Below are 21,866 nucleotides of genomic sequence, written 5' to 3' on the forward strand. Positions count from 1 at the left end.
GCCCCTTCGCTCACCGCCTCGGGAGCGCCGTCAGTCCTCCGACGCCGCCTTGGAGGCCGCCGTCTTCTTCGCGGTGGTGGTCGTCTTCTTCGCGGCCGTCGTCGTCTTCTTCGCCGCGGTCTTCTTGGCGGCCGTCTTCTTGGCCGGGGCCTTCTTCGCGGCGGCCTTCTTGGCGGGCGCCTTCTTCGCCGTCTTCTTCACGGGTGCCTTGGCCCGCTTCTCGGCGAGGAGTTCGTAGCCGCGCTCGGGGGTGATGGTCTCGACGCTGTCGCCGGAGCGCAGGGTCGCGTTGGTCTCCCCGTCGGTCACGTACGGCCCGAAGCGACCGTCCTTGACCACGACCGGCTTCTCGCTGACCGGGTCGGTGCCCAGCTCCTTCAGCGGCGGCTTGGCGGCGGCCCGGCCGCGCTGCTTGGGCTGGGAGTAGATCTCCAGCGCCTCTTCGAGCGTGATCGTGAAGAGCTGGTCCTCGGTCTGCAGCGAGCGCGAGTCCGTGCCCTTCTTCAGATACGGGCCGTAGCGGCCGTTCTGCGCGGTGATCTCCACACCTTCGGCGTCCTTGCCCACCACACGCGGCAGCGACATCAGCTTGAGGGCGTCCGCGAGCGTCACCGTGTCCAGGGACATCGACTTGAACAGCGAGGCCGTCCGCGGCTTCACGGCGTTCTTGCCGGTCTTCGGGGTGCCCTCGGGGAGCACCTCGGTGACGTACGGGCCGTAGCGGCCGTCCCGGGCGATGATCTGGTGGCCCGTCGCCGGGTCGGCGCCGAGCTCGAAGTCGCCGCTGGGCTTGGCGAGCAGCTCCTCGGCGAGCTCGACGGAGAGCTCGTCGGGGGCGAGGTCCTCGGGGACGTCGGCGCGCTGGTGGCCCTCGGCGTCCTTCTCCCCGCGCTCGATGTACGGGCCGTAGCGGCCCACCCGCAGCACGATGCCGTTGCCGACCGGGAACGACGACACCTCGCGCGCGTCGATCGCGCCCAGGTCGGTCACCAGCTCCTTGAGGCCGCCCAGGTGGTCCCCGTCGCCGTTGCCCGCCTCGGCGGCGGCGCCCGCGACCGCGGTGCCCTCGCCGAAGTAGAACCGCTTCAGCCACGGCACGGACTGCGCCTCACCGCGCGCGATGCGGTCGAGGTCGTCCTCCATCCTGGCGGTGAAGTCGTAGTCGACGAGCCGCCCGAAGTGCTTCTCCAGGAGGTTGACCACGGCGAAGGACAGGAAGGACGGCACGAGGGCCGTGCCCTTCTTGAAGACGTAGCCGCGGTCGAGGATGGTGCCGATGATCGACGCGTACGTCGACGGGCGGCCGATCTCGCGCTCTTCGAGCTCCTTGACCAGGGACGCCTCGGTGTAGCGGGCCGGGGGCTTGGTGGCGTGCCCGTCGACCGTGATCTCCTCGGCGGTGAGCCGGTCGCCCTCGCTGACCTGGGGCAGCCGTCGCTCGCGGTCGTCCAGCTCGGCGTTCGGGTCGTCGGCGCCCTCGACGTAGGCCTTGAGGAAGCCGTGGAAGGTGATCGTCTTGCCGGAGGCGCTGAATTCGACGTCCCGGCCGTCGGCGGCGGTGCCACCGATCTTGACCGTGACGGAGTTGCCGGTCGCGTCCTTCATCTGGGAGGCGACGGTCCGCTTCCAGATCAGCTCGTACAGCTTGAACTGGTCACCGGTCAGCCCGGTCTCGGCGGGCGTGCGGAAACGATCACCCGAGGGACGGATCGCCTCGTGCGCCTCCTGCGCGTTCTTGACCTTCCCGGCGTACGTGCGCGGGGCCGACGGCAGGTAGTCGGCGCCGTACAGCTGCGTGACCTGGGCGCGGGCCGCGGCGACTGCGGTGTCGCTGAGCGTCGTGGAGTCGGTACGCATATAGGTGATGAAGCCGTTCTCGTACAGCTTCTGGGCGACCTGCATGGTCGCCTTCGCGCCGAAGCCGAGCTTGCGCGACGCCTCCTGCTGGAGCGTCGTCGTACGGAACGGGGCGTACGGCGAGCGGCGGTAGGGCTTGGACTCGACGGACCGGACGGCGAACTGCGTCTGCTCCAGCGCGGCGGCCAGCGCGCGGGCGTTGGCCTCGTCGAGGTGGAGGGTGTTGGCGCCCTTGATCTGCCCCAGGGAGTCGAAGTCACGGCCCTGCGCGACCCGCTTGCCGTCGACGCTCTGGAGGCGGGCGACCAGGGTCGACGGGTCGCTGGCGTCGCCCGTGCGGCCGGTCCCGAAGGTGCCGGTCAGGTCCCAGTACTCGGCGGAGCGGAACGCGATGCGCTCGCGTTCCCGCTCGACGACGAGGCGGGTGGCGACGGACTGGACGCGGCCCGCCGACAGGCGCGGCATGACCTTCTTCCACAGGACCGGCGAGACCTCGTAGCCGTAGAGGCGGTCGAGGATGCGGCGGGTCTCCTGGGCGTCGACCAGCTTCTGGTTCAGCTCGCGCGGGTTGGCGACGGCGGCCTGGATCGCGGCCTTGGTGATCTCGTGGAAGACCATCCGCTTGACCGGGACCTTGGGCTTGAGCACTTCCTGGAGGTGCCACGCGATGGCCTCGCCCTCGCGGTCCTCATCGGTGGCGAGGAAGAGTTCGTCGGAGTCCTTCAGCAGGTCCTTGAGCTTCTTGACCTGGGCCCGCTTGTCGGCGTTGACGACATAGATCGGCGCGAAGTCGTGCTCGACGTCCACGCCGAGCCGGCGCACCTCGCCGGTGTACTTCTCCGGCACCTCGGCGGCGCCGTTGGGGAGGTCGCGGATGTGCCCGACGCTCGCCTCGACGACGTAACCAGGGCCGAGATAGCCCTTGATCGTCTTCGCCTTGGCAGGCGACTCGACGATGACGAGTCGGCGGCCGCCCTTTGCGGTCTCGCTGGTCGGGGACAACTTCGCTCTTCTCTCCGGATCGACGCTGGGGCCTCCCCAGGCGCCTTCACCCCGGGGTCGGGTCATGGTGACGCTGCGGAGTGTGACGGTACATCCCGCCCCCGTGTCAAACGGGAAAAGCCCGCAACGGCCACTCGAACGGTAACCCGACTACCGCCATTCCTGCCGCCCGGAGTACCCACCGGCCTTTTCGAGCTCTACCGGAGGGGCGCGTCCCGGTTACCGGGACCTCGGCCTTTCCCCGGTCCTCAGACGCGGGTCAGGCACCACGCGCCGAGAATCAGCGCCCCCACCGCGGCGAGGCCCGCGAGGGTCGCCGATGCGACCGGGCTCACACCGTGCGCGACGGGCTCGCGCTGTCGCACCCGGGTCGCCGTCCACGTCAGCAGTCCGCCTCCGAACAGGGCGAACACCACCCCCGCGAAGATCGCCGGTCCCCTCTCCATGACGCCCTCTGCCCCCCTTGTGCACCGTCCGCGCGTGTCCAGCCCGGGGAGGTTGACACGCGCGGACGTCGGCCGGGCGAACCCGAGGTGAACGCCGGAACGACACCGCTGCGGACAGTGCCGGCGCGGCTCTCGCGGGGGCCGGGCTCAGAGGATCCGGGCGCGGACATCTTTCCGGTCGTCCTGCCGTTGTCGGCCCGCCCGACCGTGCGGACGACCCGCGTTCACCTCACCGGTCACGCGGGATCGAGGAATCCCTGCTCCACCAGCAGCCGGATCTGCGCGGGCGTCCGGTCCCGCAGCGCCACCGGGTCCTCGCCGACCAGTTGCGCGATCGCGTCCAGGATCCGCCCCGCGCTCAGCGAGCCGTCGCACACCCCGGCGAAGCCCGCGCCGACCGTGTCGACCTTGGTGGCCCGGCGCATCCCGCGGTTCTGCCGCAGCACGACATGCTCGGGGTCCTCGGCGCCGGGCAGCCCGACCTGCTCCTGGACGATCTCGGGAGCCAGCTTGAAGTGGCCCGCGAGCAGCGCCGCGTCGTCGTGCTCGCGCAGGTAGTCCAGGCGCCGGAAGTACGCCCGGACCGTGTCCCCGAGCGGCTGCTCGACGGGGTACGGCCACTCCTCGGCGACCACCGACGGCTCGGCGGCCTGAGTCTTGCGCAGGGTGATCCAGCCGAAGCCGACACCCCTGACCTTGCGCGCCTCGAACTCGTCCAGCCAGGCGTCGTACAGCGCCTGGTACTCGGCCGGGTCCCCGCGGTGGTCCCCGGCGTCCCTCAGCCACAGCTCGGCGTACTGCGTGATGTCCTGGACCTCGCGCTGCACGATCCAGGCGTCGCAGCCGCGCGGCACCCAGGACCGCAGCCGGTCCTGCCAGTCCTCCCCCTCCACGTGCTGCCAGTTGGCGAGGAACTGCGCGAACCCGCCCTCGTTCAGCCGCTCCCCCGCCTGCTGAACGAGCGACCGGCACAGATCGTCCCCGCCCATCCCGCCGTCCCGGTAGGTCAGCCGGGCGCCCGGCGAGATCACGAACGGCGGGTTGGAGACGATCAGGTCGTACGTCTCCTCGTCCCTGACCGGCTCGAACAGCGAGCCCTCGCGCAGGTCCGCGGCCGGGGCGCCGGACAGCGCCAGGGTGAGGCCGGTGATGTGCAGCGCGCGCGGGTTGAGGTCGGTCGCCGTCACGCGCGTGGCGTGCTGCGCGGCGTGCAGCGCCTGGATGCCGGAGCCGGCCCCGAGGTCGAGGGCGGAGGCGACGGGCGTACGGACGGTGATGCCGGCGAGGGTCGTGGAGGCGCCGCCGACACCGAGGACGACGCCCTCGTCGCGGCTGCCGATGCCGCCGGCGCCGCCGACCGCGCACCCGAGGTCGGACACGATGAACCAGTCCTCGCCGCCGGGCCCGCCGTACGGGCGTACGTCGACGGTCGCGGCGACCTCGTCACCGGACGGCCCGCCTACCCGCGTGAGCCACCCGCTCTCCAGACAGGCGTCCACGGGCAGTACGTCCGCCACGCGCGCGTGGCGGACGTACTGCTGGAGCAGGAAGAGGCGTACGAGCACCTCCAGCGGGGTGTCCCCGCGGGTCGCGCGCAGCGCGGGCACGGTCTCGCTGCGGGCGAGCGCCGCGTACGCGGGCGCGCCGAGCAGTTCGAGCAGCCCGTCGGCGGTGAAGGAGGCGCCCAGCAGGGCGTCCCGCAGGCGCGCGGCGACGTCGGGGCGGTCGGCGGAGGGCAAGGGGGCAAGGCCGGCGTTACTCACGCCCCCATTGTGAACCGGCGCCGCGGGCGATGCCTACGGCGCCGGGACCCTGCGAGGGTGGTCAGCCGGTGGTGGCCGACGGCGCGGCGGAGGCGCTCTTGCAGCTCTCCTGCTGCGCCATCGCCTGGCCGACCTCACCCTCCTCGAGGGTCTTCAGGGCGTCGCTGCCGCTGGTGCTCAGCTTGTCGAGCTCGGTCGCGATGTCCTTGAGGCCGTCGGCGAACTTCGCCTGGTCCTTGGTGTCGAGTTCGTCGACCTGCTTCTGCAGGGAGGCGTAGGACGAGGCCAGGGTGTTGAGTTCCTTGACGGCGTCCTGCTGCTTCTTCTCGGCGTTCTTGGCGTCACCGGTCTCCGGCGCGCCCGCCTTCTGGACGGCGGCCCCGATCGCCTTGTAGGCCTCGGCCATGTCCTGGAAGGCCTGGGAGTCCGTCTTCTGGACGTCCTTGGGCGTGCTGTTGTCCGAGGTCTCCTTCTGGATCGCCGTGTTGGCGGCCTCGATCTTCTTGGCCTGCGGCTGCACGGCGGTGCAGACCTGCTTGGCCCACGCGTCCAGCTTCTCGCTGTTGTCGTCGCCGCTGCTGCATGCCGACAGTGCCATCGCCAGTACCGCACCGCCGGACAGCGCGGCCGCGAGCTTCTTGTTCACCGGATTGGTCCCTTCCATGGCTCCTCGGCCCCGGAACATACACGGCAGATGGAGGAGATCCACAGATCGGACGTCCATTACGTCACCTATTGGGGCCATTTGCACCAAGTGAGAGAAGGCTCACGAAGAGGGCGCGCACACAAAGGGCGGGCGGAGCCGCGTCGAAACGCGCCCCCGCCCGCCCCGTGAGCAGGCTGCCGCCAGGACCGCCTACGAGACCACCGCGGCGTCGGCCGAGTTGGCCACCCTCTTCTCGGCCCCGTCCTCGTCCCCCATCGCGATCCCGCGCCGCTTGGAGATGTAGACCGCGCCGACGATCACGAGGAGCGACAGCACGGAGATGGTGATCCGTACGCCGATGCTCTTGTCGTCGCCGTAGCTGAACTTGATGACCGCGGGCGCGATGAGCAGCGCGACGAGGTTCATCACCTTCAGCAGCGGGTTGATCGCGGGTCCGGCGGTGTCCTTGAAGGGGTCGCCGACCGTGTCGCCGATCACGGTCGCGGCGTGGGCCTCGCTGCCCTTGCCGCCGTGATGGCCGTCCTCGACGAGCTTCTTGGCGTTGTCCCAGGCGCCGCCGGAGTTGGCGAGGAACACCGCCATGAGCGTGCCCGCGCCGATCGCGCCCGCGAGGAACGAGCCGAGCGCCCCGACGCCGAGCGTGAACCCGATGAAGATGGGCGCCATGACCGCCAGCAGACCCGGTGTGGCCAGCTCGCGCAGGGCGTCCCGGGTGCAGATGTCCACGACCTTGCCGTACTCCGGCTTCTCCGTGTAGTCCATGATCCCGGGGTGCTCGCGGAACTGCCGCCGCACCTCGTAGACCACGGAACCCGCCGACCGGGACACGGCGTTGATGGCGAGTCCGGAGAACAGGAAGACGACCGCCGCGCCCGCGATGAGACCGACGAGGTTGTTGGGCTGCGAGATGTCCATCATCAGGCTCATCGGCGCACCCTCGCCGGACAGCTTCTCGCCGACGTCCCGCGCGCCCGTGAAGATGGCGTCGCGGTACGACCCGAAGAGCGCCGACGCCGCCAGGACGGCGGTGGCGATGGCGATGCCCTTGGTGATGGCCTTGGTGGTGTTGCCGACCGCGTCCAGGTTGGTGAGCACCTGCGCGCCCGCGCCCTCGACGTCGCCGGACATCTCGGCGATGCCCTGCGCGTTGTCGGAGACGGGCCCGAAGGTGTCCATCGCGACGATCACACCGACCGTGGTGAGCAGACCGGTACCGGCCAGCGCCACCGCGAACAGCGCGAGCATGATCGACGTACCGCCGAGCAGGAACGCCCCGTAGACGCCGAGGCCGATCAGCAGCGCGGTGTAGACGGCCGACTCCAGACCGACGGAGATGCCGGCGAGGACGACGGTGGCCGGACCGGTGAGCGAGGACTTCCCGATGTCCCGGACGGGGCGGCGGTTGGTCTCGGTGAAGTAGCCGGTCAGCTGCTGGATGACGGCGGCCAGCAGGATGCCGATGCCCACCGCGACGAGCGCGAGGATCCGCGGATCGCCGTTCTTGGCCGCGATCGCCGAGTCGGTGACGCCGTCGAGGTCGGCGTACGACGAGGGCAGGTACACGAACACGGCGATCGCGACCAGCACGAGCGAGATCACCGCGGAGATGAAGAACCCGCGGTTGATCGCCGTCATGCCGCTGCGGTCGGACCGGCGCGGTGCCACCGCGAAGATGCCGATCATGGCCGTGAGCACACCGATCGCCGGGACGAGCAGCGGGAAGGCGAGTCCGGCGTCACCGAAGGCGGCCATGCCGAGGATCAGCGCGGCGACCAGCGTCACGGCGTACGACTCGAAAAGGTCGGCCGCCATGCCCGCGCAGTCACCGACGTTGTCGCCCACGTTGTCGGCGATGGTCGCGGCATTGCGCGGGTCGTCCTCCGGGATGCCCTGCTCGACCTTGCCGACCAGGTCGGCGCCGACGTCGGCGGCCTTGGTGAAGATGCCGCCGCCGACACGCATGAACATGGCGATCAGGGCGGCCCCGAGGCCGAAACCCTCGAGCACCTTCGGCGCGTCGGCCGCGTACACCAGCACCACGCAGGAGGCGCCCAGCAGACCGAGCCCCACCGTGAACATGCCGACGACGCCGCCCGTGCGGAAAGCGATCTTCATTGCTTTGTGCGAGACGGCGGTGAGATCCTTTTCCGGCTCACCTTCCGCAGGTGTCGCTTCCCGTGCCGCCGCGGCAACGCGCACATTGCTGCGCACGGCGAGCCACATGCCGATATATCCGGTGGCCGCCGAGAACGCCGCGCCGATCAAGAAGAAGACGGATCGACCGGCGCGCTGATTCCAGTCGTCCGCGGGCAGCAGCATGAGCAGGAAGAACACGACCACGGCGAATACGCCGAGCGTGCGCAGCTGCCGGGCCAGATAGGCGTTCGCGCCTTCCTGCACCGCCGCCGCGATCTCCTTCATGCTGTCGGTTCCCTCGCCGGTCGCGAGCACCTGGCGCACCAGGATGCCCGCGACCACGAGCGCGGCCAGGGCGACAGCGGCGATCACCCAGATGATGATCCGGTTGTCGTCGGTCAGGACCGCGGCCGCGAGGGAAGTGGGATGGTCCAACTGATGAGGGGTAGAAAGCCCCGCCATTCGTCCTCCTTGACGCTTGGGCTGAGCTCAAGATGTGGACGGATTGTAGGTAGCGGAACCTGATCAAAACAGTGCGCGGTAAACGGAATTAGCCGCCACCTGCTCTGCGGCAAAAGATCGAGGTCACGCCATGAGACCCGAAAGAGGTAACGCCTCAAAAGCATTGACGCTTGATCGAATTATCGCCTCATTGATCGTGAATTCCTTCACGAATTCCCGGGCGCGATCATTCCCCGGGCGCGCGGATGGCCCCGGACATGCCGAAGGGCCCTACTCGGTAGGGCCCTTCGGGGCAGAACGGGGTGTCGGTCAGGGCAGCGCCGCGGCCGGCGGAGTGGTCGGCCAGGTCATACGGATCGACCCGCCCTGCTCCCCTGCGGTGACCTCCACGTCGTCGACCAGGCCGCTGATGACCGCGAGGCCCATCTCGTCCTCGTCGGTCTCCGCGTCCTGGTTCTCGGCGGCCCCGCCGGGCGCCCGGTCACCCGGGGCCGAGCGCGGCGCCTCGTCGCCGACCTCGATGGAGAACTGCTTCTCCTCCTCGATCAGCAGCACCTTCACGGGTGCGGTGATGCCACTGTTCTGGTGCAGTCCGACGGCACGGGAGCAGGCCTCGCCGACAGCGAGCCTGACCTCGTCGAGAACGGCCTCGTCCACTCCGGCCCTGCGCGCCACCGCTGCCGCCACCAAACGGGCGGTCCGGACGTGCTCGGGCAGCGCGCTGAAGCGGAGGTCAACGGTGGCCATGCATCCCCCTCGGAACTACGGGCGTGCTGTCGGGGGACCGGGCTGCCGAAAGCCCGGACCCCCCTGGTACAACGGCCGCCCCGGGTTCGGCCTTTGTTCCGCGCCCGGGGCGGATCGGTCAGTCGGTGGCCGCCACCGCTTCGTCGACCGAGGTGTGGATCGGGAACACCTTGGTCAGACCGGTGATGCGGAAGATCTTCAGAATGCGCTCCTGGTTGCAGACCAGGCGCAGCGAGCCCTCATGGGCACGCACGCGCTTCAGGCCGCCGACCAGCACGCCGAGCCCGGTGGAGTCGAGGAAGTCGACACCCTCCATGTCGACGACGAGGTGGAAACTCCCGTCGTTGACCAGCTCGACCAGCTGCTCGCGCAGCTTGGGCGCGGTATATACGTCGATTTCGCCACCGACCTCGACGACCGTACGATCGCCGACGGTACGGGTCGACAGGGACAGGTCCACGGATCCTCCAGCACCTTGCTATCGAGCGGTCGTCCCGCGGGACACCTCGGCTTGAAGCCCCCAGGACGGTTCGCCAGCCGCGATGGCATTCAATCACTTACCGGCAGGCGTGCACGACGCCTTGGTCCCATTGTCCGTCACGCCAGTGACACACTCGGTGCCGATGGCCAAGAATCACCGAACCGATCGACCCTCGGCGGACCCCGTCTCCCGGCCGGGGCCGGGCGCGGTCCTGGACCGGCTCGCCTCGGGCCCGAGCCGCGCTGCGCGCATCACTCATACGGAGCACTTGCCCCCACGTGCGGGCCGCCATGCCGTCTGGCCTGACCGGATTCGCTCCGAGGTCCTCGCGGCGGTGCGGGCGGCGGGCGTGGAGCACCCCTGGGCCCATCAGGCCCAGGCCGCCGAGCACGCCCTCGACGGCGACTCGGTGGTCGTCGCCACCGGTACGGCTTCCGGGAAGTCCCTGGCGTACCTCACGCCCGTCCTGTCCGCCCTCCTGGACGGCTCCGAGGCTCCGAACGGCCGGGGGGCCACCGCCCTCTACCTCGCGCCCACGAAGGCGCTCGCGGCGGATCAGTGCCGAACTGTGAAGAAACTTTCACAACCGCTGGGCAATTCTGTCCGCCCCGCGGTCTACGACGGCGACACCCCGTTCGAGGAACGCGAGTGGATCCGCCAGTACGCCAACTACGTGCTGACCAACCCGGACATGCTCCACCGGGGCATACTCCCCTCCCACCCCCGCTGGTCCTCCTTCCTGAAGGCGCTCAAGTACGTCGTCATCGACGAGGTCCACACCTACCGCGGCGTGTTCGGCTCCCATGTCGCCCAGGTCCTGCGCCGACTGCGCCGCCTGTGCGCCCGGTACGGCTCCTCCCCGGTCTTCCTGCTGGCCTCCGCGACCGCTGCCGAGCCCGCGGTCGCCGCCCGCCGCCTCACCGGCCTCCCGGTGGTCGAGGTGGCCGACGACGCCTCACCCCGCGGTGAACTGGTGTTCGCCCTCTGGGAGCCTCCGCTCACCGAGATGCAGGGCGAGAAGGGCGCCCCGGTCCGCCGAACGGCGACGGCCGAGACCGCGGACCTGCTGACCGACCTCACCGTGCAGGGTGTCCGCTCGGTCGCCTTCGTCCGTTCCCGGCGCGGCGCCGAACTCGTCGCGGTCATCGCCCAGGAACGCCTGGCCGAGGTCGACCGCTCACTGGCCCGCCGCGTGGCGGCGTACCGCGGCGGCTACCTCCCCGAGGAACGCCGCGCCCTGGAACAAGCCCTCCACTCGGGCGAGTTGCTGGGCCTCGCCGCGACGACAGCCCTGGAACTCGGCATCGACGTCTCGGGGCTGGACGCCGTGGTGATCGCCGGCTACCCCGGCACGCGCGCGTCCCTGTGGCAGCAGGCGGGCCGCGCGGGCCGCGCCGGCCAGGGCGCCCTGGCCGTCCTGGTCGCCCGCGACGACCCCCTGGACACCTTCCTCGTCCACCACCCCGAGGCCCTCTTCGACCGACCGGTGGAGTCGACGGTCCTGGACCCCGACAACCCGTACGTCCTCGCCCCGCACCTGTGCGCGGCCGCGGCGGAACTGCCGCTGACGGAGGAGGACCTGGCGCTGTTCGGCCCGGAGACCGAGGCCCTGCTGCCGCAGCTGGAGGCCGCGAAACTGCTGCGCCGCCGGACGAAGGCCTGGCACTGGACCCGCCGGGAACGCGCCGCCGACCTCACCGACATCCGCGGCGGTGGCGGCACCCCGGTCCAGATCGTGGAGTCCGGCACGGGCCGCCTCCTGGGCACGGTCGACGCGGGCGCCGCCCACACGACCGTCCACGAGGGCGCGGTCCACCTCCACCAGGGGCGCACCTACCTCGTCCGGTCCCTGGACCTGGAGGACTCGGTGGCCCTGGTCGAGGAGGCGAACCCGCCGTACTCGACGGTGGCCCGCGACACGACCTCCGTCACCGTCCTGGAGACGGACGTCGAAGTCCCCTGGGGGGAGGGCCGGTTGTGCTACGGCTCGGTCGAGGTCACCAACCAAGTAGTCTCCTTCCTGCGCCGCCGCCTCATCACCGGCGAGGTCCTGGGCGAGACCAAGCTCGACCTCCCGCCGCGCACCCTCCGCACTCGCGCGGTCTGGTGGACGGTCACCGAGGACCAGCTGGACGAGGCCCGCATCAATCCCGAGATTCTCGGCGGCGCCCTGCACGCGGCGGAACACGCCTCGATCGGCATGCTGCCCCTGTTCGCGACCTGCGACCGCTGGGACATCGGCGGGGTGTCGATCCCGCTGCACCCCGACACCCTGCTCCCCACGGTCTTCGTCTACGACGGCCACCCCGGCGGCGCGGGCTTCGCCGAGCGCGCCTTCCACACCGCCCGCGCCTGGCTCACCGCCACCCGCCAGGCCATCTCCGCCTGCGAGTGCGACGCCGGCTGCCCGTCCTGCATCCAGTCCCCCAAGTGCGGCAACGGCAACGACCCGTTGCACAAGCGGGGCGCGGTGCGGTTGCTCACGGTGCTGCTGAGGGGGGCGCCGGAGGAGGGGGGCGGTGCGGAGGGGGGCGCTTCGGAGGGGGAGCCGGGTGAGGGAGGGCTGGCTGTCGGGGAACCGGCTGTGCGGGAGCCGGCTGCGGGAAGGCCGGTTGGAGGGGAGCCTGTGGCGGAGGTGGCAACTCCGCTTGCTCCGCCGGCGCCATCGATCCTGTCGGTGCCGTCGACGCCGGAAGCCGCGCCCCCGCCGCCCCCACCGGTGCCGGAACAGGCAACTCCGCCGGCCCCGCCCGTGCCCTGACCTCGGCCGCGAACGGCCCCCGTCCCGCCGTCGCCGTCACGTCCGAGACCTCGCCCGCCAGCGCGCACCGCACGAGCCGGGCGCCCTGGGCCCGGGCCACCCGCTCGGCCCGGCCGCAGGCCCCTGTGGCGCCCTCCGCCCAATGGTCCGCCGCCGCGAGGGCGGCCAGATCCGCTCCGCCCGCCGCGCGGTGCCGGGTGACGACGGCGTGCCCCAGGGCGAGCACGACGCCGAACACCACACACAGCACGGCGATGGCACCGAGGCTCCACACGGTGGCGGAACCGCGGTCCACGCCGAGAACCGGGCGCCGCGTGCTGCCCTCCTTCGCGGCACCCCAGCGCGAACCCACACCCCGGCGCCCCCGAAATCCGCCTCTCATGGCCCCGCCCCCTCCACCGACGCCACCGCCTCTTCCCGTACGTCGAAGGGCAGCCCGTGCAGAACCGGCGGCCTCGCCACGACCGCCACCCGGACCTGGTCCCCCTCCCGGCTGACCGTGATCCGCGCATCCCGCGGTGCCGCCGCCCGGGCCACCTCGACGACCGTGTCGGCCGCGTCCTGCCGAGCCGCCGCCCGGGCCCCGGTACGCGCCGCGTCCACACACTGGATCTGCGCGGCCACCACCAGCAGACCCCACACCAGCGCCGTCGCGAACATCACCAGCACCGGCAGCACCACCGCCGACTCCGCCGTCACGAACCCCCGGTCCGCCCCCCGCTCACATCCGCGCATCGAGCGCCTGCTTCACGATGCCCTGGAGCTCCGCGCTGACGGCTCCACTGGTCACCACCTTGTAGAGAACGGCCGCGAACGCCACCGCCGCGACGATCCCCATCGCGTACTCCGAGGTGACCATCCCCACGTCCCGCCGCGCCGCACGCGCCCGCCACATCAGGACACGCACCCGTGCCCATACCGTCTTGCACATCTCAACCCCCGTAAAGGTCAGTCGTGTCGACCGCCATGTCTCGTTCACCGGCCGACTGCCACGTCTCGATCACTGGTCTTCTGCTGCGCCTCGGTCACTGGTCTTCTGCTGTGCCTCGTGACCGCTCATCTGCTGCTTTCGCCATCGCTGGTCTTCCGCTTCGCCATCAACGGCCTTCTGCTTTCGCCATCCCGACCTTCCGCCGCTTCCGGACGACCGGTCATCCGCTGCTCCTCGATCACCAGCCGCCCTCCCGCGCCCCGCGCGGTCATCCACCACCCCCGCCCAGGGCCCCGTGCGCCAGCCCGATCACCACGGGCAGTACGCCGACCGCGATGAACGCGGGCAGGAAGCACAGCCCGACTGGCGCGGTCACCGTGACCGCCGCCCGCCGGGCCCGTGCCGTCGCGGCACGCCCCCAGTCGGCGCGCGCCTCCACGGCGAGTCGTGCCACCGGCGCCGCCGCAGGCAGCCCGGACTCGTCGGCCCGTTCCAGCAGCCGCGCCAGCGGACCGGCGCCCGGCAGTGCGGCCAGCCGCCGCCACGCCTCGCCGGGCGGCCCACCCAGCCGTACCTCCGCGGCACCCCTCGCGAGCGCGTCCCCGACCGGGCCGCTCAGCGCCTCGCCCACCGCCCGTGCCGCGATCACCGGACCAGCGCCGGCCGCGATACAGGCCGCCAGCAGATCGGCGGCCAGCGGGAGTTGGCGTGCCGCCTCCGCGACGTCGTACGCCTCCGCCGGGTCCACGGCGGCGCGCCTCCTGTGCCACCACCACAGTCCGGCCGCGGCGACCAGCCCCACCACGAGGCCGCTCACGCCACCGACCAGCGCCCACCCGCCGGACACCACACCCACCGACGGCAGCCATCGCCGCACGGACCTCCGTGCCTCATCCCAGGAACCGGCGGACGCCACCTCCCGGGCCGCCAGCCGGGCCAACCGTCGCCGAAGCCGCCGCTCCCGCCGCGCCCCCGCCACCCACCGGACCAGCCACCCGAGGACCAGCCCGGCCCCCAGGACCACCCCCAGCCTGTGGACAACCTCCGCACTCATCCCGCCCTCCTCGCCAAGCCCCGCACCCACGTCCTCACGCCACCCTCTTCTCCGCCGCACCCCATGCCCGACCCGCCCTCACACCGCCGTCTCTCCCAACCCCCCACCCATCCCGGCTCCCGCCGCCCGCGGTCCCGCACCCCACGCCATCCCGCCCTCACACCGCCTCCGCCCCGCGCACGATCCGCGTCGCCCACCACATCCCCAGCCCCTCCAGCAGGCCTCCGATCACCAGACAGCCCAGGCCGGGGGCGGTGTGCAGCAGGACGTGGAGGGGGTCGGAGCCGAGGGCCGTGCCGAGGAGCAGTCCGAGGGCCGGCAGTCCGGCGAGCATCACGGTCGTGGACCGCGCGCCGGCCAACTGAGCTCGCAGATCAGCACGTTGGTCCCGCTCCGCGCGCAACGCCGCCTCGAGCCGGTCCAGTCCGGCGGCCAGCCCGGCGCCCCGGTCCACAGCGACCCGCCAGCACGCCGCGAGCCCCAGCAGCCCGGCGGCGCCCGGTTGCCGTGCGGCCCCGGCGAGCGCATCCGGTACGTCACCGCCGAACCGCGCCGCCGCCAGTACGGCCGTCTGCGCCTCCCCGAGCCCGTCGCCGTCCCGCGCGGCACGCAGCAGTGCCTCACCCGGCTGCCGTCCGGCCCGGACCTCCCCGGCGAGCGCCCCGCACAAGGCGATGACCGCGTTCCCTCGGCGCTCCTGGTCCTGCCGCGCCTCCCGGGCCAGCCGCACCCTCCGCAGCAACGGCACCCCGGCCGCCCCCACGACGAGCGGCAGCACCGAGGCGCCCAGCACGGCCACCACCAGTCCGGCCGCCACCGCCCACCACTCGCTCCCCAACCGCCGTTGCCCACCGGTCAGTCGGCGCCAGACGGGCGGTGGCGCCCCCGGACCGACCACCCCGCCGGCGCCCGCGAGCAGCAACTCCGCCCGCCGCGCCCCGGACCGCCGCCCCGCCGAGAGCCAGACCGCCGCCCCGGCACAGAGCAGGGCCGCCCCCGCCGGTACCGCACTCACACCGATCACCGTCCCGTCCCCCGTTCTTCGTCACCTCGGCCACTCATGTCCGCTCGCCCCGTGCCGCTTCCTGCCGCCTCCGCGGTGCCGAACAGCCCCCGCAGCCGCTCCCATCCGCGCTCGTACACGAACGCCTCCGCGCCCCACCGCAGCGCGGGCACGGTCCTCACCAGCCCCGACGGATCCCGCTCCAGCACATGCACCTCGGCGATCCGCCGCCGCCCGTTCCGGTCCCGGGCGAGGTGCAGGACCACCGACAGCGCCGCCGCCAACTGGCTGTGCAGCGCGGCCCGGTCCAGCCCGGCGGCCGTGCCCAGCGCCTCCAGCCGTGCCGGTACGTCCGCGGCGGCGTTCGCATGGACCGTTCCGCAGCCGCCCTCGTGGCCCGTGTTCAACGCGGTCAGCAGATGCACCACTTCGGGTCCGCGCACCTCCCCCACCACCAGCCGGTCCGGCCGCATCCGCAGCGCCTGCCGCACCAGGTCCTGGAGCGTCACCAGGCCCGCGCCCTCCTGGTTGGCGGGTCTGCTCTCCAGCCGTACGACGTGCGGATGGTCCGGTCGCAACTCCGCGGAGTCCTCGGCCAGCACGATCCGTTCGCCCGGTCCGACGAGCCCCAGCAGCGCGCTCAGCAACGTCGTCTTGCCGCTGCCCGTACCGCCGCTGATGAGGAAGGACAGCCGTGCCTCGACCAGCGCCCGCAGCACCCGGTCCCCGCCCGGCGGCACCGTTCCCGCCGCCATCAGCTCGCCGAGCGTGAACGCGCGCGGCCGGACGACCCGCAGCGCCAGACAGGTGCAGTCGACGGCCACCGGCGGCAGCACGGCGTGCAACCGGGTCCCGTCGGGCAACCGGGCGTCCACCCAGGGCCGCGCGTCGTCGAGCCGGCGTCCCGCCACCGCGGCCAGGCGCTGCGCGAGTCGTCGTACGGCGGCGGCGTCGGGAAAGGCGACCGTGGTGAGCTCGAGCCCACCGCCCCGGTCCACCCAGACCCGGTCCGGAGCCGACACCAGCACGTCGGTCACGGACGGATCGGCGAGCAAGGGCTCCAGCGGGCCGCTGCCGACCAGCTCGGACCGCAGCCGCTCGGCCGCCCCGAGGACCTCGGCGTCCCCCAGCACCCGCCCCTGCTCCCGGAGCGCCTGCGCCACCCGCGCGGGCGTCGGCTCGGCCCCACTCTCGGCCAGCCACTGCCGCACACCGTCAAGCAACCCGGCCGACAGATCCACCCCACCGACCCGCCCGACCCCACCAGCCATCCCACCGACCCGCCCAGTCTCACCAGCCGCTCCACCAACCCACCCCGCCGCAGAGACCACGTCACCCGCCGGCCCAGTCGCACCAGCCACTCCGCCGGCCCGCCCCCCGGTCGCGGCAGCGATCTTCCCCGTCCGCCACGCCACAGATGCCATGCCACCCGTCCGTTTCCTCCTGGAAGCCAGGCCGCCGCCCCGCCCCGCCGCAGAAGCCACACCACCCGCCGGCCCCACCGCAGAGGCCACGTCGCCCACCCGCCCCGCAACCCGCGCGGCGCGCTCCGACCTCCATCCCGGGGAAGCCGCAACGGGAAGCCCGGCCGCCACCGGCCCCTCGGGCGCCCCGGCCCCCACGCCGCCCGCTCGCCCCGTTCCCGAGTACGCGCTCATGCCGTCTCCGCCAGAGCCCGCTCCCAGAACTGCTTGCAGAACCGGGCCAGCGGTCCCCGTCCGGCGCCCGGTGGTGTCCTGCTGTCGTGCGGTCGCAGCAGTCCCGTCTCCAGGGGCACCTCGCCGACCAGCGGCAGGCCGAGCAGCCGGGCCACCTCACGGTCGTCGAGCCCGGGGGCGCGTGGCCCCCGGACGGCCACCCGCAGGTCGCGTACGACCATCCCGACCGCGGAGGCGATCCGCCCGGCCGCCGCGACGGCACGGAGTTCGGCGGGGACCACGAGGATGCCGAGGTCGAGTTGGGCGAGGGTCTCGGCGACGCCGTCGTCGATGCGGCGCGGCAGGTCGACGACGACCGTGCCGCCCCGGCGGCGGGCCGCGGCGAGGACCGCGCGGACCGCCTGCGGCGGGACGGTGACGCAGTCACCGCGGTCCCAGCTCAGCACCCGCAGGGAGTGCAGCTCGGGCAGCGACTCCTCCAGGGCGCCGCCCCCGACCCGGCCGCGCGAGGCGGCGAAGGCGGGCCAGCGCAGTCCTTCGGCGGTCTCACCGCCGAGCAGTACGTCGAGTCCGCCGCCCAGCGGATCGGCGTCCACGAGCAGGGTCCGCAGTCCCTCCCGCGCGGAGGTGACGGCGAGGGCGCACGCGAGCGTGGACGCCCCGGCGCCGCCCCGGCCGCCGATGACGCCGACGGTGAGGGCGGGCCGGCCGACGCCCTCGGCGACGTCGGCGATCCGGTCGACCAGCCACTGCTCCCCGTCGGGCAGCATCAGGACGTGGTCGGCGCCGATCTCGACGGCCCGGCGCCAGACCCCGGAGTCGTCCTGGTCCCGTCCGACGAGCACCACCCCTCCTCGGCGGGTGGCTCCGCGCACCCGCCGCGCGGCGTCGTCGCCGACCAGGACGAGCGGCGCGGCCTCCCAGCGGCCTCGCGGTTCCGGCATCCCCGGATGGACTTCCGGTGTGGCGCCGGCCGCGGCGCACAGGCGCAGCAGGTCGTCCAGGATCAACGGGTCGTCGGTGACGATCAGCGGCTCGCCCTGGCGCCCGTGGGCGCCGTGCGGCGGATCGTGTGTGACGGCTGCGGTCACGATGTCCATCCCCCTTCGCTGCTTCTCGCGCGGGCCTCGGGGGCCCCGCGATTCCCAAACGTGTGAAGAACCGGTGAGCGGCCCCAATGACGGGCCGATAGGAACCGGCCAAACACGGCCGACTAACCGGAACCGGCCATCAAGTCGGCGTCGGCGGGCCGTGCTGGAATCACCGTGCAGCGATGCGGGAAATCAAGTGGATCTTGGTCGAAAACTGTGGACAACTCGGCTGTTGTGAATATCGCCGTCACCCATACAGGCGCACCTATGGAGGGGCCTGCGGGCGCACCCGGCACCAGTACCTGTGCGAGTTCCGCAGAGCAGTGCGACCGTTACACACGGTGACGGATCATGGACATGCGAAAGAGGCGACCTCAGCCGCCTCGACACGGCCGCAGAGCCGCGCTCAGAAGAGGAAAAACCCACCCGGACATGCGACGACCCCCACCGGGGGGGAGAGTGGGGGTCGTCTCCACGGCCGACTCGGGGGGGGAGGAGCCGGGCCGGGTTAGCACGGTCGCGAACGATCCGTGACTTCCATGGTGTACCCGAGAGCCCTCTCAGGCAAACCCACGCGCCCCACCTTACGCCGAATGGGCTGCCCCTATGCTCGAGGGCGTGGAAAACCACTCCTTGCCCCGCACAGCGGCCTTCTTTGACCTGGACAAGACGGTCATTGCGAAGTCGAGCACGCTCACCTTCAGCAAGTCGTTCTACCAAGGCGGACTGATCAACCGCAGGGCCGCCTTGCGAACCGCGTACGCCCAGTTCGTCTTCCTCGTGGGCGGTATGGACCACGACCAGATGGAACGGACCCGGGAGTACCTCTCGGCACTCGTGCGCGGCTGGAACGTCCAGCACGTCAAGGAGATCGTGGCCGAGACCCTGCACGACCTGATCGACCCGATCATCTACGACGAGGCGGCCTCCCTGATCGAGGAGCACCACATCGCGGGACGTGACGTCGTGATCGTGTCCACGTCGGGCTCCGAGGTGGTCGAGCCGATCGGTGAACTGCTGGGCGCGGACCGGGTGGTGGCGACCCGGATGGTCGTGGGCGAGGACGGCTGCTACACCGGCGAGGTCGAGTACTACGCCTACGGCCCGACGAAGGCCGAGGCGATCAAGGAGCTGGCCGAGTCCGAGGGGTACGACCTGGAGCGCTGCTACGCCTACAGCGACTCGGTGACCGACCTGCCGATGCTCCAGGAGGTCGGCCACCCCCACGCCGTGAACCCGGACCGGGCACTGCGCCGCGAGGCGATCGCGCGCGGCTGGCCGATCCTCGATTTCCACCGGCCCGTACGGCTCAAGCAGCGGCTGCCCGCGTTCTCCGCGCCGTCCCGTCCGGCGCTCGTCGCGGCGGCGGCGATAGGAGCGGCGGCCGCCACCGCGGGGCTCGTCTGGTACACCAGTCGGCGCCGGGCGACGGCCGTCTGACCGCACACGCGTCCGTTTGATGCTTGTTTGCGAGTAAAAGTAAAGAACTGCTGACAGGGGTTCCACTTGCCCGGGTCCTGGAGTACAAAGGACTCAACGGCCCGCGAGACCAAGGACATCCGAGAGGATCACCTCAGTACGCATCCGGCCCCACGGACCGCGCATGAGCATCGGGCACCCACGCGACGTCGACCCGTCGATTACGGGCCAGCCGCACCAGGTGACGGGCAAAGTCCCCGACCTGATGGGCAACATATCGAGGACGCTTGGTAACCCGGTGAACATGCCAGCGGCGGTACGAGTCCTCGTACCGCCGCAACCCTGTTCAGGCCCTCCTGCGGGAGGGCCTTCTCTGTAACCACAGTTACAGCACCCCGAACCACGGTGACACCGCCCCGCACCTACAGGCACAGGGCTCTGTAACCACTGTTACGCCGCCCCGCGTTGCAGCGCCTCGCACACCGCCGTCGACTCGCGCACCCCGAGTTCGATCGCCTTGCCGCAGTGCGCGATCCAGGCGGCCATGCCCTCCGGGGTCCCGGACGCATAGCCGTCGAGCGCCGCCAGATAAGCCGCCCGGCCCAGCTCGGCGTGGCCGACCTCGGCGGGGCAGATGGACTTCGGGTCGAGGCCGCTGCCGATCAGGACGATGCGTTCGGCCGTACGGGCGACGAGGCCGTTGTGGGAGGTGAAGGGCCGCAGGGCGAGGATCTCGCCGTGCACCACGGCCGCCGTCACCAGGGCGGGGGCGGAACTGCCCGCGATGATCAGCTCGGACAGGCCGTCCAGCCGGCCGTGCACCTCCGCGCTGTCGGGCAGCGCGAGCTCGATCAACGGCTCGTCGACCGGCTCGCCCGCCTGCCGCGGGCGCCCCACCTCGTCCCCGTTGGTCGCGGCCGCCACCAGGTGCAGCCGGGCCAGGACGCGCAAGGGGGACTGACGCCAGATGGACAGCAGTTGGCCCGCCTCAGCGGTCAGCCGCAGGGCCGCGCCCACCACGCGGGCCTCGTCGTCGCCGCTGAAGTCCGAGCGGCGGCGCACCTCTTCGAGCGCCCAGTCGGCGCCGGCCAGCGCCGCCGAGCCACGGGCGCCGCGCAGGGCCGCCTCGGAGGTGACCGCGGTGCTGCGGCGCCGCATGATCCGGTGCCCGTAGACCCGGTCCACGGCCTTGCGCACGGACTCCACGGACTCGGCCACACCGGGCAGCGAGCCCAGGGCCGCGAGCGGATCGGCGGTCGCGCCTGTCGTACTCATGAGTACGACATTACGCACCCCGGGCCCGCACCCCACGAAGGAGTGGTCTTCTTCACGCACCCATGCCACGCACAGCGATCACGCCACTACGCTTGGTGAATATGAAAATTGCTTTCGTCGGGAAGGGCGGCAGCGGCAAGACCACGCTGTCCTCCCTGTTCATCCGCCACCTCGCCATGACCGGCGCGCCGGTCGTGGCCGTCGACGCCGACATCAACCAGCACCTGGGCGCCGCCCTCGGCCTCGACGACGCGCAGGCCGCGGCGCTGCCCGCGATGGGCGAGCGGCTGCCGCTGATCAAGGACTACCTGCGCGGCGGCAACCCGCGCATCACCTCCGCCGAGACCATGATCAAGACGACCCCGCCGGGCGAGGGCTCCCGGCTGTTGCGGGTGCACGAGGACAATCCGGTCTACGACGCCTGCGCCCGGCCGGTGGAACTCGACGGCGGCGCCGTCCGTTTGATGGTCACCGGCCGCTTCACGGAAGCCGACCTGGGGGTCGCCTGCTACCACTCCAAGACGGGAGCGGTGGAGCTGTGCCTGAACCACCTGGTGGACGGGCGGGACGAGTACGTCGTGGTGGACATGACCGCCGGCTCGGACTCCTTCGCCTCCGGGATGTTCACCCGCTTCGACATCACGTTCCTCGTCGCCGAGCCGACCCGGAAGGGGGTCTCCGTCTATCGCCAGTACAAGGAGTACGCCCGCGACTTCGGCGTCGCCCTGAAGGTCGTCGGCAACAAGGTGCAGGGCCAGGACGACCTCGACTTCCTGCGCTCCGAGGTCGGGGACGACCTGCTGGTGACGGTCGGGCACTCGGACTGGGTGCGCGCCATGGAGAAGGGCCGGCCGCCCCGGTTCGAACTCCTGGAGGACGTCAACCGCCGTGCCCTGCACCAGCTTCAGGCCGCCGTCGACGCGACGTACGACCTGCGTGACTGGGAGCGCTACACGCGCCAGATGGTCCACTTCCATCTGAAGAACGCCCGGTCCTGGGGCAACGAGCGCACCGGGGCCGACCTGGCGGCGCAGGTCGACCCCGGGTTCGTGCTGAGCGAGAGCGTCGCGCTCAACGCGTGACGGCGCGGTGCCCGCCGGCGCGGTGCCGGTG

The 21,866-nt window shown here is 71.9% G+C and carries 17 protein-coding genes and 1 pseudogene; 3 read left to right on the plus strand and 15 right to left on the minus strand.

The window, feature by feature from the left end; all coding sequences use genetic code 11:
- Positions 1-30: 30 nt before the first annotated feature.
- The 7 genes from topA to bldG all read right to left on the minus strand — a co-directional run bounded on the left by topA (position 31) and on the right by bldG (position 9,540).
- Entirely contained in the window at positions 31-2,859 is a 2,829-nt protein-coding gene (gene topA / locus ACH41F_RS38050) for a type I DNA topoisomerase (protein WP_398839579.1), read from the minus strand.
- Between the two features lie 248 nt (positions 2,860-3,107).
- Positions 3,108-3,305, minus strand: a complete 198-nt coding sequence (locus ACH41F_RS38055; RefSeq protein WP_391241756.1) for a hypothetical protein — start codon at positions 3,303-3,305, stop codon at positions 3,108-3,110.
- Positions 3,306-3,541: 236 nt separating this feature from the next.
- Positions 3,542-5,068 carry a methyltransferase gene (locus ACH41F_RS38060; RefSeq protein WP_398839580.1) on the minus strand — a complete coding sequence of 509 codons (1,527 nt, stop codon included), beginning with the start codon at positions 5,066-5,068 and terminating at the stop codon, positions 3,542-3,544.
- A 61-nt stretch (positions 5,069-5,129) separates the two neighbouring features.
- Positions 5,130-5,732 (minus strand): small secreted protein, encoded by a 603-nt coding sequence (locus tag ACH41F_RS38065; protein WP_391241760.1) that lies wholly within the window; start codon positions 5,730-5,732, stop codon positions 5,130-5,132.
- Positions 5,733-5,924: 192 nt separating this feature from the next.
- Positions 5,925-8,333 carry a sodium-translocating pyrophosphatase gene (locus tag ACH41F_RS38070; protein WP_398839581.1) on the minus strand — a complete coding sequence of 803 codons (2,409 nt, stop codon included), beginning with the start codon at positions 8,331-8,333 and terminating at the stop codon, positions 5,925-5,927.
- 309 nt (positions 8,334-8,642) lie between these two features.
- Positions 8,643-9,080 (minus strand): ATP-binding protein, encoded by a 438-nt coding sequence (locus tag ACH41F_RS38075; protein WP_391241766.1) that lies wholly within the window; start codon positions 9,078-9,080, stop codon positions 8,643-8,645.
- A gap of 118 nt (positions 9,081-9,198) precedes the next feature.
- Positions 9,199-9,540, minus strand: coding sequence for an anti-sigma factor antagonist BldG (gene bldG / locus ACH41F_RS38080; protein ID WP_005475923.1), 342 nt, complete (start codon positions 9,538-9,540; stop codon positions 9,199-9,201).
- An 82-nt stretch (positions 9,541-9,622) separates the two neighbouring features.
- On the opposite strand from bldG, the gene ACH41F_RS38085 reads away from it, so the two are divergent.
- Positions 9,623-12,322 (plus strand): DEAD/DEAH box helicase, encoded by a 2,700-nt coding sequence (locus tag ACH41F_RS38085; RefSeq protein ID WP_398839582.1) that lies wholly within the window; start codon positions 9,623-9,625, stop codon positions 12,320-12,322.
- Here the strand turns inward: ACH41F_RS38085 and ACH41F_RS38090 are convergent.
- The 7 genes and pseudogenes from ACH41F_RS38090 to ssd form a co-directional block, all read right to left on the minus strand.
- A pseudogene (locus tag ACH41F_RS38090) lies at positions 12,273-12,674 on the minus strand (Rv3654c family TadE-like protein); the annotation flags it as partial. The gene ACH41F_RS38085 and the pseudogene ACH41F_RS38090 overlap by 50 nt on opposite strands.
- Positions 12,675-12,700: 26 nt before the next feature.
- Positions 12,701-13,057, minus strand: coding sequence for a TadE family type IV pilus minor pilin (locus ACH41F_RS38095; RefSeq protein ID WP_391241772.1), 357 nt, complete (start codon positions 13,055-13,057; stop codon positions 12,701-12,703).
- Entirely contained in the window at positions 13,044-13,253 is a 210-nt protein-coding gene (locus ACH41F_RS38100) for a DUF4244 domain-containing protein (protein ID WP_391241775.1), read from the minus strand. Before ACH41F_RS38100 ends, ACH41F_RS38095 begins: the two co-directional genes overlap by 14 nt.
- Positions 13,254-13,521: 268 nt before the next feature.
- Positions 13,522-14,307, minus strand: a complete 786-nt coding sequence (locus tag ACH41F_RS38105; protein ID WP_391241778.1) for a type II secretion system F family protein — start codon at positions 14,305-14,307, stop codon at positions 13,522-13,524.
- A gap of 157 nt (positions 14,308-14,464) precedes the next feature.
- Positions 14,465-15,322, minus strand: a complete 858-nt coding sequence (locus tag ACH41F_RS38110; protein ID WP_391241781.1) for a type II secretion system F family protein — start codon at positions 15,320-15,322, stop codon at positions 14,465-14,467.
- Between the two features lie 5 nt (positions 15,323-15,327).
- Entirely contained in the window at positions 15,328-16,581 is a 1,254-nt protein-coding gene (locus ACH41F_RS38115) for a TadA family conjugal transfer-associated ATPase (RefSeq protein ID WP_391241784.1), read from the minus strand.
- A 383-nt stretch (positions 16,582-16,964) separates the two neighbouring features.
- Positions 16,965-18,068, minus strand: coding sequence for a septum site-determining protein Ssd (ssd, locus tag ACH41F_RS38120; RefSeq protein ID WP_391241788.1), 1,104 nt, complete (start codon positions 18,066-18,068; stop codon positions 16,965-16,967).
- 597 nt (positions 18,069-18,665) lie between these two features.
- On the opposite strand from ssd, the gene ACH41F_RS38125 reads away from it, so the two are divergent.
- The gene (locus ACH41F_RS38125; RefSeq protein WP_391241791.1) at positions 18,666-19,499 is read left to right on the plus strand and encodes an HAD-IB family hydrolase; all 834 of its coding nucleotides are present in this window, start codon (positions 18,666-18,668) and stop codon (positions 19,497-19,499) included.
- A gap of 429 nt (positions 19,500-19,928) precedes the next feature.
- Here ACH41F_RS38125 and ACH41F_RS38130 read toward each other — a convergent pair whose 3' ends face one another.
- Positions 19,929-20,753: an oxidoreductase gene (locus ACH41F_RS38130; RefSeq protein WP_391241794.1), complete on the minus strand. Its 825-nt coding sequence runs from the start codon at positions 20,751-20,753 to the stop codon at positions 19,929-19,931.
- 101 nt (positions 20,754-20,854) lie between these two features.
- On the opposite strand from ACH41F_RS38130, the gene ACH41F_RS38135 reads away from it, so the two are divergent.
- The gene (locus tag ACH41F_RS38135; protein ID WP_398839583.1) at positions 20,855-21,835 is read left to right on the plus strand and encodes an ATP-binding protein; all 981 of its coding nucleotides are present in this window, start codon (positions 20,855-20,857) and stop codon (positions 21,833-21,835) included.
- Positions 21,836-21,866: the final 31 nt, after the last annotated feature.

Source organism: Streptomyces sp. NPDC020489, from assembly GCF_044386545.1.
Classification (GTDB): domain Bacteria; phylum Actinomycetota; class Actinomycetes; order Streptomycetales; family Streptomycetaceae; genus Streptomyces.